General features: G+C 49.2%; 8 protein-coding genes and 1 pseudogene. 8 read left to right on the forward strand and 1 reads right to left on the reverse strand.

From position 1 onward, the window contains the following. From Q0628_RS06040 to Q0628_RS06070, 7 genes are all read left to right on the forward strand, one after another. Positions 1–1,885, forward strand: a 1,885-nt coding sequence (locus Q0628_RS06040) for a hypothetical protein (protein ID WP_298769132.1), incomplete at its 5' end; no start/stop codon positions are given. Between the two features lie 15 nt (positions 1,886–1,900). Next, positions 1,901–2,635: a transglutaminase family protein gene (locus Q0628_RS06045; RefSeq protein ID WP_298769134.1), complete on the forward strand. Its 735-nt coding sequence runs from the start codon at positions 1,901–1,903 to the stop codon at positions 2,633–2,635. 35 nt (positions 2,636–2,670) lie between these two features. Continuing rightward, entirely contained in the window at positions 2,671–5,436 is a 2,766-nt protein-coding gene (locus Q0628_RS06050; RefSeq protein WP_298769136.1) for a TIGR02171 family protein, read from the forward strand. A gap of 3 nt (positions 5,437–5,439) precedes the next feature. Continuing rightward, positions 5,440–8,151: a TIGR02171 family protein gene (locus tag Q0628_RS06055; RefSeq protein WP_298769138.1), complete on the forward strand. Its 2,712-nt coding sequence runs from the start codon at positions 5,440–5,442 to the stop codon at positions 8,149–8,151. A 15-nt stretch (positions 8,152–8,166) separates the two neighbouring features. Continuing rightward, the gene (locus Q0628_RS06060) at positions 8,167–10,899 is read left to right on the forward strand and encodes a TIGR02171 family protein (protein WP_298769140.1); all 2,733 of its coding nucleotides are present in this window, start codon (positions 8,167–8,169) and stop codon (positions 10,897–10,899) included. Further along, entirely contained in the window at positions 10,893–12,353 is a 1,461-nt protein-coding gene (locus tag Q0628_RS06065; protein ID WP_298769142.1) for a hypothetical protein, read from the forward strand. The genes Q0628_RS06060 and Q0628_RS06065 overlap by 7 nt, the downstream gene beginning before the upstream one ends. An 86-nt stretch (positions 12,354–12,439) precedes the next feature. Continuing rightward, entirely contained in the window at positions 12,440–13,837 is a 1,398-nt protein-coding gene (locus tag Q0628_RS06070; protein ID WP_298769144.1) for a glycosyl hydrolase family 8, read from the forward strand. Positions 13,838–13,920: 83 nt separating this feature from the next. Here Q0628_RS06070 and Q0628_RS06075 read toward each other — a convergent pair whose 3' ends face one another. Then, positions 13,921–15,312 carry a glycoside hydrolase family 5 protein gene (locus Q0628_RS06075; protein ID WP_298769146.1) on the reverse strand — a complete coding sequence of 464 codons (1,392 nt, stop codon included), beginning with the start codon at positions 15,310–15,312 and terminating at the stop codon, positions 13,921–13,923. 204 nt (positions 15,313–15,516) lie between these two features. Here Q0628_RS06075 and Q0628_RS06080 point away from each other — a divergent pair. Further along, positions 15,517–15,800 (forward strand): annotated as a pseudogene (locus Q0628_RS06080) (hypothetical protein); the annotation flags it as partial.

Raw genomic sequence — 15,800 nt, forward strand, 5'->3', positions numbered from 1 at the left:
GCTTTCGTCTTGTGCGTCGAGTAAGAATGATGCGGTGGTGGAACAGCCCACTGTTTCCGAAACGCAACCGTTTGTGCAGCCTTTGTCGCAGTCGGTTCCTACGACTCTGTTTGAAACGAAGAAGGTGGGTGACGATAGGCAGGTGCGTGTCGTGGAAAAGCCGACGCTTGCCGCCCTTGATTTCGCTGCTTACTACAACAATCCGATTCGCTTGGCTGGCAAGGATGAAAAGCCCGAAAATTATACCGGAAAGATGGCTGCGACAACCGTAGCGCAATATCCCTTCCCGATGCTCAGTTCCATATCGGAAAGCGAACCTGCTGTTCTTGCGGGGAGAGCCCCCCTTGCGTGGGAGCCGCTTTCAAAAATTCTCTACGCCCAGGTGGGAAATGATTCTCTGGGGGCATTACTCAATTCCGTTGAGTCGGTCAAGTGGGATGAACCCGACGTTTTCCGAGCCTTCCAGACGGTGTCGCGTTTGTGGGGTGTGCCCATGAGCGATGGTTCCGTGGAATGGTGGGTCGAAGTGATGCCCGCCCTCTGGACGGAGCGTTCCGTATTCTACGGTAAGCTGAGATTGGTGTCCCGTGGTGAAACGGCGGAAGTTCTGAATTACTATTTGACGGCAGAAATGAATGCCGAAGATGCCTTGAATTGGGCTCGAACCTTGTCGTCTTACTGGTATCCGACCTTGAATACGGATTTGGAACCGCATACGCCGGGAGCCCCCTGGGAAAATGGCAAACCCTTTGCTGTGATGCGTGGAAACCCCATGGGCGAGCCGATGTGGATTGGCTTCGAGGTGCCTGCGTTCAGACTTTCGGAAGAAGCTTTGCGGGCAAAGCGGGTCGCTGATTCTCTCTCGGCCGCAGGAGAAGTCATTCCGGTGAATAGGATGCTTGACACGACTTCCACTTTCCGACTGCAGACTCTTGCCGGTGTAGAAGGTTCTTGCCCTGCAAACGCGGCGACGGATAGGTTCCGTGAAGGGCTTTCGAAAATCATGGCGAAGTTGCCCAAGGAACAGAATGCCTGGGCTTCGGGCGATATGCTCTGGTTTAGGCGCAATGCGAACTATCTGCTTGCAGATCAGATAACGGGCCAGGATTCGCTTCACAATCCTCTCCCGCGTCTTCTGGAACTCAAGAAGTATCTGGATTCCCTAAATGTGCAGCTTTTGGTTGTGCCGATTCCGGTGAAGGAAGAAATTTATGCAGATCGCCTTGTCGAAGGAACTCCGGCAGACCTTTGCGTAAATCCTGCGGGTCGCGAGTTTACGCGTGAAATGCTTTCCGCGGGAATTGACGTGCTTGATGTGTATCCGGCGCTCATGGCGGCCAAAGCTGGTGACGAGCCTCCGCATTATAGTTATCAGCGTTATGATACGCACTGGTCGCTGCCTGGCATGCTTGCCGCGATGGAACTGCTCGCGGCTCGTGTGACGCAGTATTCCTGGTATGCTGAATCTGGTGCGCAACCGGGAATGCTCAATATGCAGGAAACGAGGACGCTTCGCGAAGGCGATCTCGTTGCGCAAATGCCCGATGCCGAAAAGTCCAAGTATCCGGCTGATACGCTTCCGGCCATGCAGATTTTTAAGGGTTCCGAACCTTACAAGGGGGGCAAGAATTCTCCTATTCTCCTGATGGGGGACTCGTTTACGGGAGTCTTTGAATCGGTCAACCAGAAAAGTGGTGGGCCGGGATCCCTTCTTGCCTTTGCGACTGGCCTTGATGTGCAGGTGTTGACGAGCTGGGGTGGTGGTCCCGGTATATACCATCGCATGATGAAAATGAAAAAGGATATGCAGAGCAAGCGTCTCGTGATATATATGATGACGGCTCGCGACTTCTGGCAATCTCCCATGGAATGGGACGGATTGTAGTCTTCCGCCTTTACAATGAAGAAAATTCTTTTGCGTCTGTTCTGGCCGATTCTGATAACAGTGTTCGCGATATCGCTTACGCTGGTGCTTTGGAGCGGTCGCACTGAATCCATCAGTTTTCGCGATGCAGCGTGTTTCTTTGAAGACCATGTTCCGGGATGCCTTGATACGAATGATGCTTGGAATTTGGGCCTGAAATTTTACGACAGTACTTTGGCTGAGACGGGGGATACCTTGCAGAGCCTTAAGGCTCTTTTGTGGCAATACTGGAAAATTGAATTTGCCGGAGCGGGGAAGGCCGCAATTTCAGCCGATGCGATTAGCGCTCTGCGCGTTCTTGACACGAGAAAATCTGGATGCATGGGACTTTCGTGGGTGGCGATGATGGTGGCAGAATCTCGCCATATTCCGCTTTCGGTCATTCTGCTTCCGGGACATGTGTATTTGCGGTACGCGGGGGCGGGCGTGCCTCCTGTCAATATGGAACCGAATCGAGAAGGCTTTTTCTATACCGATGAAGAATATCGTGAAAAGTATAGGGATGGCCACTGGACCGGATTGGAATTTAAGCCGTTATCGGCATCGAATTTTGTGGGCCTAGCGGCATTTGACATGGGAAATCTTTATCTGGATAGTGATTTGCGCAGGGCCTTGACATGGTTCCGGATGGCCGAAGAATTCTTTCCAGAGTATCCAGGAATTAAAATCAATCAGGATATAGCCAAAAGTCGGCTGCCTGACCACCTGTAGAAACTTGCAAGAGCCATAATTGCTATTTTTATCCAATGCGGCTTCTTCTTTCCATTGCGCTTGCGCTTTTGTTTTGTTCATGTTCCAACTCGGTTGGGATAGAGCATGTAGACAAATCTTTCGTGGACGTGGAAGCGGATACCTTGTCGGGAATGCTTCGAGTTACAGCCGTAAAGGGCATTGCGGTTTTAGGGACTGATGATACCCTTGCCGTTATTAGTGAACGCCCATCCATGAAGGTTGAACTTGATTATTCGTTTTCTCTTGGTCGTCATGAAGTCATTTGTTCCGATTTTAATGGCCTGATGGAGTCTGCGTCGGGACTCCGCGTAGAATGCGATAAGGACAGCATTCCTGCAACGGATCTCACATATTACGATGCAGTTCTCTTTGCGAATGAAAAAAGCAAGTCCGAAAAGCGAGATACGGCGTATTCCTATACGAAACTCCGTTTTGACGAGAAAAAACATTGCATTGGGATAGAAGGGCTGATTTACCATCCTGAGGTAGATGCGTATCGTTTGCCGACAGAAGCGGAATGGATTTTGGTCGCGCAGAAAAACTGGGACACGAAAAAGGCCTGGACTTCACAAAATTCCGGCTATAAGCTGCACGAGGTTTGTTCACTTGAAAAGGATGGGGAAAAACCGTGTGACATGGTCGGAAATGCCATGGAATGGATGAATGACTGGCTTGGAACATTTACGGATACGACGGTTTCGAATTATGCGGGATCTCCCGATGGAGGGACTCTTGGCGAAAGAGTGGTGAAGGGCGGCTCGTATCAGAATCTGGATTCGAACATTACGCTGTACGGCCGTGGGGACGTCTATACGGTGACCTCTTCGACTCGAGCACCCTATGTCGGTTTTCGTTTGGCGTTCGGAAAGATTCCCGATGTAACATGGCTTGGCTATAATGGAATGCGCATTGTTAGCCGTGTCATGCCTTTGCTGAATACGGCATCTATTCGGTCTGTTTCGAAAACATACAAGATGAAACTCGCCTTCAGGAACGATGTGTCGGGAAATCTCTCGTATATTGACTATTCTACCGGGGTTATCTATGTAGCTGAAATCAAGGATACATTGCCGGTTTATCATCCTGAAATATCACCTGACGGTCGGATGGTCGCATTCTGCACGGGGATTGAAGGTGTTTCGGGAAAATCTGAAGTGTACATAAGAACGCTAGACGTGATTGGTTCAAGGTTGGTCAAGCTAGATGTGAAAAGTGCAGCGATTCCGCGGTGGCACGTCCTTGATAATGGAGATACGGCCATCGTCTATGTGTCCGACGCAGGAAATAACAAGGAAGAAACTTCCTTCAGGAAATCATCCACGTGGCAGGTCGTGTTTAAGAACGGCCGGTTTAGAACCCCGACGAAACTTTTTGATGGAGCTTATCATGGGGGAATTTCTTATGACAGGCGCCTAGCTGTAAGTGGTGCGAGGTTGCTTCGTGCAAGAATCGCGAAATCAAATTCTACGGTTACAGGAAGTGCCCGCGATACGGTCTGGTATGGAGGCGAGCAGGCCTGCAATGTATCGCTCTCTCAGGATGCTGCGAAAAAGACATTGTTCCTTGATTTTGGCGGAAAGACGGGACGGAAATTTGTTGGAAAGGATTATGGCACTCATGAACGCTTGCTGGTCGCGGACAGTACGGGAAAACTGATTCATTCCGTAGCGGCTCCTTCGGGGTATTCGTTCGATCATGCGGAATGGGTGCAGGGACGTTCCGATTTGGCTGTGGCGACAATAACGAATGCTCAGGGGGCTCATTCCAAGATTGTTCTAGTAAAAATGGAAAATGGCGAGGTGTTGGAACTGGCCGAAGGGGATGAAATCTGGCACCCGAATTTCTGGATGTATACTCCGGCGGATTATTCAAAATTTGATCTGGATCCGGATAGTGCCGGTGTCTACATGCATGCGGATGGCGATTACTCGTCTCTGCTGATGCGGTATAATATGGAAGTGCTATGGCGCTATCGTGATTCGGCAAATGTGGCTATCATGGGATCTTCTCGGCCATTGATTAGCGTATGCTCTCGCTGCTTCAGCAGAAATTTCTATGCAGTCAATTTGGCCCATACTCCAAATTCCGTCTATGCGACGCGTGATTTTCTGGACTTGTATGTTTACAGGCACCTAAAGCGGCTGAAGTACATTATCCTGTCACTGGATATTGATTTCTGGAACAAGATTGATGGCCCGGAAGGAGACAATTTCTTTGTGACTTCGGTGGATAAGTATCCAGGATATGTCTATGACAGGAATCATGACTACTGGGAAACGGGTTACCCCGAAGGTCTTTTGGAATATACCGAGAATTTCTTGACGGTATCTTCGGAACAGGTGTATCTGGAAGATCGAGGACGCCTGTTGGCTGTGACTTGTAAGCCTTGGGCGAAAAAGCCGGCGATAGACTTGGATTCAACCTATTATGATGATCACGAGTACCTTCTGTCAAACAGTATGGATGCTCTCGAAGGTATTATCGATAAGGCTCGGAGCAAGGGGATATATGTCATAGGAGTCATTTTCCCGCAAAATCCGAATTACAGGAAAACGGGAGCTTTCGGCCGTTATGGACTGCGTCGGAGTACTGCGCAGGAATTGATCAAGAAATTCAGGGACCTTGAGAAAACTTACGACAATTTCAAGTTTGTCGATGAAAATAAGATGGGAAAACATGATTATGGCGACAAGTTTGCTTCGGACAATGATCATCTCTGCTCGCTTGGAGCCCCTGTAGTGACGAAAAGACTTGATTCCCTTTTGAAAAAAATGGAATAAAAGATGCGCTTGATTGTATTGCTGTTCCTTTTGGTGTCGCTTTTGCTGATGTCTTGTTCGAATTCGACGGATAGTGCGGAATCGACGAGAGAACATCTTGCTTTTGTGGCTGATTCTCTCGAAGGAATGATGCGTGTTGTACTGGACGAGAAAAAGGCCATCCTGGGCACCTCGGAGACTCGGGCCAAGAAGAATGAGCGACCGGAAATGACCGTGATTTTGGATTATCCGTTCTCGATTGGAAGATCCGAAGTCCCGTGTAGCGAATTTAATTCGAAAATGGATTCCTTGACGGGTCTTTCGCTGAAATGCAATGCAAAGAATCTTCCTGCGACAGACTTGACCTTCTATGATGCAGTTCTCTTTGCCAATGCACGCAGCAAGGAGGAGGGGCTTGATACGGCTTATACTTACACGAAGGTGATTCTAGATGCTGAAAATCATTGCGTGAATTTGGAAGGCTTTGTGTTTCATCCGGAAATAGAGGGCTATCGTCTGCCAACTGAGGCGGAATGGGTGCTTGTGGCTAGCCAGAACTGGAACCTGGAGAATTCCTGGACTGCCGATAATTCGGATTATATGTTACATGCGGTTTGCTTAAAAGCCGAAAGTGATGAAATCTGTGATATTGCGGGAAATGCGATGGAGTGGGTGAATGACTGGCTTGGTAATTTCCGTGATACGACTGTTTTGAATTATGTGGGTGCTCCCGATGGAGGGGGACTCGGTCAGCGAGTGGTGAAAGGGGGGAGCTATCGCCATGCCTCTTCGACTATTAATCTCTATAGCCGTGGAGATGTATATGCGGTAACCTCTTCGACTAGGGCGGAGTATGTCGGTTTTAGGCTTGCCTTTGGCAAGATTCCCAATGCCCTTTGGATGAATGCTTCAGGGAACTCGGTGACGAACCGTATTGTTCCCTTGGCAGGAGCGTCAATGCTGCAGTCTTTGACTGAGTCTTCGCGGATGAAGCTTGTGTTCCGCAATGATTTGACGGGGAATCTTGTTTATATCGATTATTCGAGTGGAATTCTTTCGATAAATGAGATTGCCGATACCATTCAGGTCTACCATCCGGATCTGTCTCCGGATGGTGCGCTGGTGGCGTTCTGTACGGGACTCGAAGGTGTCTCGGGACAATCGGACCTTTATGTGCGCGACTTGAATGCGGAAGGAACGAATTTAGTGAAACTTGAGGTGGAAAGTGCCGCAATTCCACGCTGGCGTGTACTAGAGAATGGCGATACCGTGATTGTATATGTGACGGATGCGAGTAATAATAAGGATGAATCTACATTCAAGTCGGCATCCACTTGGCAGGTGAAATTTTCAAATGGAAAGTTTGGCAAGCCACGGAAACTTCTTGATGGCTCCTATCACGGAGGTGTCAACGACCATCTAGCCGTAACGGGGGCGAGGCTTCTGCGTGTGAATGTTTCCGGCCGTGATACGCTTTGGTATAATGGAGAACAGGCTTGTAATGTGTCCCTGGCAAAGGATAGCAGTAGCCGGATTCTGTTCCTGGATTTTGGCGGGAAAACAGGACAGGGCTTTGTCGGTGAGAAATATGGTGTACACGAACGTTTGCTGATTGCCGATGCTTCCGGTCGTCTTGTTCAGTCCATTGCTGCGCCGACGGGGTATTCGTTTGACCATAGCGAATGGCTTCTGGGACATAGCAATCTTGTTGTTGCGACACTGACAAATGCAAATGGCGCACATACAAAAGTTGTGCTGGTGAATGTCTCTGACGGTACCATCGTGGACCTGGTTGAAGGAGATGAACTGTGGCATCCCTGCTTCTGGGTGAACGGAGGTGCTTCTCAAGGCGATGGAGAAACTCTTGATCTGGACAGTGCTGGCGTTTATTTTGCCTATAGGGAAGAAAATCATCTGATGTCATCTTCGGTGGAATTGGCGATGAAATTGCAGATGTTCTGGAAAGATCCGGATGTTCCTGAATGCTTCGTCTTGGGAAGTTCCATGCTAATGGACGCTGTCATCGAAGATTCCGTTAAAAGCTGCAAAATGCTTAATATGGGTGTGACTCTTGCAGATGTACACTTGTTCGATTATCTTGTCGACCATTACATTATTCCGTACGCAACCAAGAAAAAGACTCTTGTGATAGAACTTGCTCCGGGATTATTGTTCAGGAGTCCTATGGATTATCTCGTCTTTTTGAGGAATTATTCCCCAGGACTGATTTACGATGAAAACCATTTGAATGCAGAAAATTACGCTTTGGTGGCAAGAATAAGTCAGGATTATTCGTATCCGAGAAATTTGTTTACTCAGGGATATATGGAAGGAACTTTCCTGTTAGAATCCGTTTCCTGGGGGGATACCTATGTCTCTGTGGATATATCCCAGATGCCTTTCGATAGTCCGACCCTGCAGGCGAATATCGGTATTTTGAAAAGAATGAAGGAAAAAGCCGAAAAGCATGGCGTTGACTTGGTGTTGGCAATCACGCCGCGAAATCCGGCCTATTACAAGGATACGGACTCATTTGGTCTTTTTGGCCCATCTCTCGAAGTCGCGGAAAAGATTATTGAGGAATTGCAAAAGAATGGTTTTTATATTTTTGATGAGAATAAGAACGGGCAACATGACTATACGCCGGAAGAGGCCTATAATAATTCTCATTTGAGTTACTTGGGTGCTGCACGTTTTACTGCCCGTCTTGATTCTGTCCTAAAAGTTCTGAAATAGAGGCTAGGGAAAACGATGAAAAATCTTGTCTGGCTAGTTGGAGTCCTTGGCATCTTGTTGTGCGCCTGCTCGAATTCCGAAGGCGTGGGTTCGTCGCCAAGACAGGATGCGGTTTTTACAGAGGGAACATTGCCGGGAATGGTGAACGTCGCAGCGACAGGTCGTCAAACTCGGCTAGGTACGAATGAAGGAAATGCTCGCGTCAATGAGCGTCCGCAGATGAATGTTTCCTTTGATTATGACTTCTTGATAGACAGACATGAAGTGACATGCGCCGATTTTAATGCCTTGATGAAAAACGAAACGGGTCTTTCCCTTGATTGTGAAGATAATGCCTTGCCTGCGACAAATTTGACCTACTATGACGCTGTTCTTTTTTCCAATGCGAAAAGCAAATCGAAAAAAAGGGATTCCGTCTATACCTATGTCAAGGCGAATTTTGATGCCGAAAGGCACTGCACGAATTTGGAGGGCTTTGCCTATCATCCAGATGTGGAAGGATATCGTCTGCCGACAGAGGCGGAATGGGTATTCGTGGCTGAACAGGACTGGAATCCCTCTGGGGGATGGAATGCGGACAATTCGGATTATCGTTTGCATGGGGTGTGCAAAATGTCGGGTAGTGAAGTCTGTGACATGGCTGGTAACGCTATGGAATGGGTGAACGACTGGTTAGGCGAATTCCGAGATACGACGATTTCAAATTATGTGGGGGCTCCCGACGGAGGTGCGCTCGGTCAGCGTATTGTCAAGGGGGGTAGCTATCGTAATGCGGCATCGTCCATCAGCCTGTATGGTCGTGGCGATGTCTATACGGTCACTTCGTCGACACGTGCCGATTATGTCGGCTTTCGTCTGGCATTCGGAAAAGTTCCTAATGCGGTCTGGATGAGTTCCAATGGTGGCGCTGTGACGAGCCGAGTAGTTCCGATTACGGGGGCTGTGGAAATACATTCGCTTACTGGAACATATAAGGTCAAACTTGCCTTTCGCAATGACTTGACTGGAAATATTGCCTTTATAGATTATTTCGATGGCAACCTTTCGGTAATTGAGATTCAGGATACGATTGATTCTTACCATCCGGAAATCTCGCCAGACGGAAAGAGGATTGCTTTTTGTACAGGTCTCGAAGGAGTTTCAGGAACTTCTGCACTTTATGTACGCGATTTGGACGCAGCGGGAACCAACTTGGTGAAACTCGATGTAAAAAGTGCGGCTATTCCTCGCTGGCGAGTGCTCGAAAACGGCGACACGGTAATTGTCTATGTGACAAGCTCTGGCAATAATAAGGAAGAATCCGCTTTCCATACGGCTTCGACCTGGCAGGTGAAATTTGCAAACGGCAAGTTCGGAAAACCTGAAAAGCTTTTCGATGGTGCCTATCATGGTGGCATAAGCGAAGATGGTCGCCTTGCGGTAACAGGGGCGCGCCTCCTTCGCGCCCGTGTTTCAAATCGCGATACGCTGTGGTATAACGGGGAACAGGCTTGCAATGTCTCGCTAGCCAAGGATAGTTCCAAGCGGACCCTCTTCCTTGATTTCGGTGGCGAGACGGGTCGAGAGTTTGTGGGTGAAAAATATGGAACTCACGAAAGGCTCCTGATCGCAGACAGCACGGGGAAGCTGATTCGATCTGTTGCAGCACCTGCAGGGTACTCCTTCGACCATAGTGAATGGACATCAGGGGATGCTAACCTGATTGTCGCAACATTGACGAATGCCAATGGCGTCCACGAAAAGGCCGTGCTGGTAAATCTTGCCGATAGCAGCATCGTGGATCTTGTGCAGGGTGATGAACTTTGGCATCCGAATGTGTGGATAAATCGTGTCAAATCTGCCAGTGATGATGTTCTGATAAATCTAGATAGTGCCGGAATCTACCTGAGCGAAAATGTAGACTTGGAACAGATGCGTTTTCGTGTGAAGATGGAACTGTACTGGAGAACCTTGGAACAGGCAAATGTGCTTTTGGTGGGAAGTTCCCGAATGGAATTGGGAATGGATCCCGATGCCTTTCCTAAATGGAACATGCTGAATTTCGCGGTGCAGGGGATAGATCCCAACAGGGATTTCTATTTCGTTGAGAATTACATGCTGAATCATCCGCAGCATCTTAAGGCGATTGCGATTTCCTTGGATATCGACTGCTGGCGTGGTCTCGAGGATCATTTGGCGCTAGTCATGAACGCGGGTGTTGGTTACACTTACGATGCTCTTCATGGATTCTGGAAAGAGGGTGTTCCTAATGGAATGTTGGCTGCGGTCGAGAATTCATTCCCGGCAATGGAGGAAGTTCGCTCCGAATTTTCCGAAAGGGGCGGATTCCTCACGGTGGCGTCGCGTTCCTGGGATGCGGACAAGGTGGAAATTCTTCACGACTCCGTGTTCTCGGAAAAGGAAATGTCTGTCCTGAAGTCTGCTGTGGAACGGCTGAATCTTATTGTGCGGAGGGCCGCGGAAAACAACATTTATATTATTGGAATCATTTTTCCCCAGGCGCCGCAGTATAAGAAGACAGGGGCGATGGGCGTGTATGGACTCCAGCGTAGTGTCGCGCGTCAAGTAATCAGTTCGCTCGATTCGCTCGACAAGGCGAACAAGTACTTTGTATTGATGGATGAAAACAAGATGGGAAATCACGACTATACGGACGAGATGGCCTATAACAGGGATCACTTAAGCCGTCTGGGAAGCTTGCAGATGGCTTCCCGTCTGGATTCGGTCCTGAAAACGCTGAAATGGTAGCTCGCGGCATTTTCATATCGCTTGTAACGGCCCTGTTCGCCATTTTCCCGCTCACGGATACCGATATCTGGTGGCACTTGGCTTGTGCTCGCGAATGGGTGACCACGTGGACTCCCGTGCGAGAACCCGTCGTGAATGTTCATGAGTATTTCCAGCATATCGTAGGATATGTCTATGCGCTTGGGGGGGCGCCCTTGTTAGTCGTGTTCAAGGCACTTTCGTGGGGCGTCGTCTTTGCGCTATTTGTGCGACCGGGAAAATGGATGGGAATGCTCTTCGTTACCTATTTTCTCTTCATTTTCCGCTTCCACCTTGAAATGCGTCCGGTTCTTTTCAGTCTTCTGTTCCTCGGAATCTACTGGAATGTCTTGCCAGGATTGTTCGCGCGAGCGCATTCGGACGTAAAAATGTCTCTCCTGAAGCCTGTAACCTTGCTCCTCTCGGTGCTTATACTTGCTGTACAATGGTTCTGGTGCAAGTGTCAGGGCTTGTTCATCTTGGGTCCGCTGTTTGCGACTCTGGTACTGTTTGTCGGAATCTGGAATTCGCATAAATCGGGAATGACCCTAAGCCGTAGGAAAATTGCATTGTGCGTGACCTTTGTGCTTGCACTTTTTGCAATGCCGTTCTTGCACAAAGAGGGCTTGAACCTGTTCCTATATCCGTTTGGGCTTTTGGACCGCCTGCTAGGTCTTTCTCCTTCTGCCGCTGTATTTGCAAGCGAAATTGCCGAGAACCGATCTCCTTTCACTTTGTTGATGGCAGGGGAGAACGTGCTTGAAAGTATGCTGATGATTCTGTCGTGTATGGCAGGAATGGGATATGCCATTTACCGGCTATATAGGAGCCATCGTCCCGATATTCTAGGAATCTCATTGATCGTCATGTCGATTCTGGCCTTGATCGCAGAACGCAATTTTATCATTTTGTTGCCGTTCCTGCTTTTGAAGGTGGGGACGATTGGTCCCGACGAAAAATGCCAGAATCATTTTCTCCGCATGGGCCATGTTCTAATTCCGGCTGTTTTTCTTGCCTTTCTCCTTGGTCTCTGGGCCCGTTCCCTTTCGGCATACGATTATGCGATGGTCGCTTACCAGCGCATTCCGGTCGGTGCTGCGCGATGGATGTCGGCTCATCCGCATCACGGGAGGTTGTTTAATGACGATCGTGCGGGGGGGTATCTTGAATTTATGAACCCTGCTGATCCTGTTTATATTGATGGTCGGTTTATCCTGAAAACGGCTGAATTCTTCGGGCATTATCTGGAATTTTCCAATAATCCGGCGCTATTTCTGCAGGAAGCGGATTCTCTCGGTATCGACCGGGCGGTATTTCCGCTGCGCTATTACGCCCGCTGGGAAAAGCTGCTGAATGCTCTGGATTCCGGAAAAAAATGGCACTTGAAGTACCGAGATGATTATTTTTCGGTTTATGACCGAAATTTAGGACTGTGAAATAAAAATAAAAGTTTACGCTCCGAAAAAATTTCATTATTATATGATAAGGTAGTCTGCCGAAAGGCAGGAAAAAGGAGTGTTTTATGAATTTCAGAATATTAGGGGGCTCGGCCCTCCTGGTTTTTGGGCTAGCTCAGGCCACCGTCAATTTTCCCTTTCCCCAAAATTCCGATTATGGTGGAACAGCGACCCTGCTTTCTGACAAGGCGGCTGCAGCAGAACAGCTAAAGGCCGGCTTTGAATGGTGGAAAAGCGCCTTCTATAATGAATCCGGTGATGTGGCAGGTGTTCGTTCCAACGAAGGCTCCAACGAGTATTTTTCGGAGGGCGTTGGCTATGGCATGCTCCTCATGGTGTACTTCAGTGATAATACGACGAGTTACCAGCCGGAATTTGACAAGTTGTGGAATTTCTACAAGAAGTTCGAAAATAAGAACGGTCTCATGATTTGGAAAATTGGCAACCTTTCGGAATCTTGGGATGCTGGTAACGGTGCTGCACTCGATGGTGATATTGACGCTGCCGCTGCATTGATTATGGCTTCGTATCAGTTTGGCGATAGCAAGTATCTGGATGAGGCCAGAACGCTAATCCAGAGCATGAAAAAGGCTGAATTCGAAAGTAACGGCTTGCACATGCCGGGGGATGCCTGGGGCGACGCTGCTTACAATCGCAAGAATCCGGGGTATTTCGATCCTGCTTATATGCCGTTGTTTGCCGACGTGGATACGGAGAATGCGGAATTCTGGAAGACGACTGCGTACGATGCGAACATGAAGCTATACGAGGCAAGTTCTGCAGAGGTCACTACGGGACTTGTGGATGACTGGACGGATAAAACCGGTAAAAGCGAAGATGATTTTTACAGTTATGATGCTTCCCGAGCTCCCTGGCGTAATGCAAAGGCCGTTTGCTGGCATGGCGATCAACGTGCCCTTGCAATCGACAAGAAAATGGCTGCCTGGGTGTCTACGATAAATGCCTCCAGTATGAGTGGTCCTGTCAATCGTTCTACGGGATCTCTCGGTAGCGACCACAACAGCACTTTTGTCTCGTCGTTAATGACGGCTCTGATTTCGGATGCTTCTTACCAGTCCAAACTCGATGAATATTGGGCCGAAGCGGTGAAGCTGGGCAATGAGAATTACTTCAACCAGTCGCTAAAGTTGCTGAATGGTCTCCTGGTGTCAGGTAATATGCCGAATCTGGCTGCTGCGACAACTCCTCCGATGAAATTGTCGCAAAAAAAGATTTCGCATCAGTCTTCATTGAAGTTGAATGGTCGTACCATCGAGATGAATCTAGCTGGAATATCCCGTGTCGATCTGGTGTCTGCGTCGGGAAAGATTGTCAGGAACCTGTGGAGCGGACATGCGGACGCAACGATTTCTGTCACGTTGGATAATCTTCCGTGTGGTTTGTATGTCGTTCGCGTGCAGGATGCAAATGCAACGACGATGCATAAGGTCCTCCTGAAATAGCAATGGGCAAAAATTTAGCCGAAGAGATCATAAAAAGGCCCGGCCAGAATCGGCCGAGCCTTCTCTCTCTCTAGGGTGAAATCTTACTTGATTGCGATTGCGCGTACCAGGCTTGCCGAACCGCTGCGGACGCGTACGATGTATTGTCCGACAGGGAGGCTTGTGAGCGGCAAGGAACCGTTGACCTGGTCGACAGACAGAAGCTTGGTGCCCTGGGTGTTGAAAATATCGACAGTTGCTGCATCCGGACCGGTAACATTCAAAGTCTTTCCGATAAGAGTGATGCTGAAACTGAATTCAGGAACGATGACGAAGGATTGTTCCTGCTGGCCTTGTTCGCCCTGTTGTCCCTGACCTTGCTGATTCTCGTTATTGTTGCCTGCTGCGCACTTGGTGTAGCTGGTGGGGTTGCTGTCGAGGTAGCCCTTCACCAGGTTGCCCGACTGCGTGTACTGCAGCGAGTTCTTGTTCGAGCCATCCTGGAAGGCTGCGGTGCCTTCGTTAATGTATGATGCAGACCAGTTTGCCCAGGAGAGCTTGTGCTTGTTGACATAGTCCTGCCAGCTCTTGTTGCGGTTCTGGTCCGGGGTTCCCTTGCCGTCGGCATTGCCGGTGCCCCATTCCGAGACGAATACGGAGAGGCCCGCATTCATGGCCTTTTCGCCCTTGGCGCCTTCACTTTCTCCACCCCACTCGTAGCTGCCGCTCCAGTTATGGGTGTTGGCGTAGTAGTGCAGCGTGTAGGCGGTATTCTTCTTGCTGTCGTTCACCTCGTTGCCAATGGCGTCACTGGGGTTCTGGTCCCAGGAGGGGTTACCCACGAGCACCAGGTTGTCGGAATACTGGCGGATGACCTGGATGACCTGGTTTGCGTAGTTCTTCACGTCGCTCCAGGAAATGTTTTCGGGCTCATTGAAAACTTCGAAAATAACATTGTCGTATTGGCCGTACTTTTCTGCCATTGTCTTGAAGAAAGTCTTTGCGGATTCTGTCTGCTGGTGTGCGCTGTGGGAGTGCCAGTCGATAATCACGTAGATGTCGTTCTTGATGGCGGCTTCGACGACAGTCTCTACGAACTTTGTCTGGTTCGCCTGGTCGCCTTCCCAGCCTTTGAGCTTGATACCGTTCCATTCGCCATTCCAGTTGTCGCTGGATTTCGTGGCCATGGCGGCTCGCACAATCTGGATTTTCATGTCATTCACCATGGTGGTGATGCCTTCCTCGGTCCAGAATTCCATGGCCTGGGGCATCAGGCTCCAGTAAAGGCTCATGCCGCGCACCTGCACTTCGGAACCGTCCTTGACACCTTCGCAGCTGCCGTAGATTTGTCCCTTACCTTGGGAGTTCTTGCCGGTAATCAGCTGACCGTACTGGCTGACAGGACCCACGCGGGTGGGGGTGATTGTCTGCGCTGCGGCAAAGGATGCGCAGAACGCCATTGCGGAAAGAATGCTGGGTATGGTGAGTCTTTTCATGAGGAATCCTTGTTTGTTTTCCTTGAAATTAGGTTAAAAAAGGGATATGAGGATGCTTCTTGATTTCTTTTTTGTTTACAGCTATAACCACTGTGATTTATCTCATTTTACGATGATTTTGGCGGCTTTCAATGTTATTTTTATCACACTAGTGTTACTATCTTTACTTTAAATGTTTTTTTTGGGGCCTTTTTGAGGTTTTTTATGAATGTGATGAAACTCGCTTTGCCCGCCTTGATGGCTTTTTCGACCGTTTTTGCCCAGCAGGGGGCCCCTAAGGGTGCCGCTGTGGATCCGACTGCCGAGGAGCAAAAGGCTCTGGAGTCCCTCAAGGGTAAACTGGAGGGGGCGATTGTGTGGGCCACGAGTCGCGCGAATAGCCATCACGATATCTGGATGATGAATGCCGACGGTACGAACGCCCGTGCGCTTACGAGTGGCGACAACGTGGACTGGTTCCCGCGCATTTCGCCGGATGGCTCGACGGT

Source organism: uncultured Fibrobacter sp. (genome assembly GCF_937877005.1).
GTDB lineage: Bacteria > Fibrobacterota > Fibrobacteria > Fibrobacterales > Fibrobacteraceae > Fibrobacter.

Excerpts from the sequence above, each read along its gene's own strand:
- Q0628_RS06055 (WP_298769138.1), top strand. The coding sequence starts at position 5,440 with ATGCGCTTGATTGTATTGCTGTTCCTTTTGGTGTCGCTTTTGCTGATG.
- Q0628_RS06050 (WP_298769136.1), top strand. The coding sequence starts at position 2,671 with ATGCGGCTTCTTCTTTCCATTGCGCTTGCGCTTTTGTTTTGTTCATGT.
- Q0628_RS06075 (WP_298769146.1), bottom strand. The coding sequence starts at position 15,312 with ATGAAAAGACTCACCATACCCAGCATTCTTTCCGCAATGGCGTTCTGC.
- Q0628_RS06070 (WP_298769144.1), top strand. The coding sequence starts at position 12,440 with ATGAATTTCAGAATATTAGGGGGCTCGGCCCTCCTGGTTTTTGGGCTA.
- Q0628_RS06060 (WP_298769140.1), top strand. The coding sequence starts at position 8,167 with ATGAAAAATCTTGTCTGGCTAGTTGGAGTCCTTGGCATCTTGTTGTGC.
- Q0628_RS06065 (WP_298769142.1), top strand. The coding sequence starts at position 10,893 with ATGGTAGCTCGCGGCATTTTCATATCGCTTGTAACGGCCCTGTTCGCC.
- Q0628_RS06045 (WP_298769134.1), top strand. The coding sequence starts at position 1,901 with ATGAAGAAAATTCTTTTGCGTCTGTTCTGGCCGATTCTGATAACAGTG.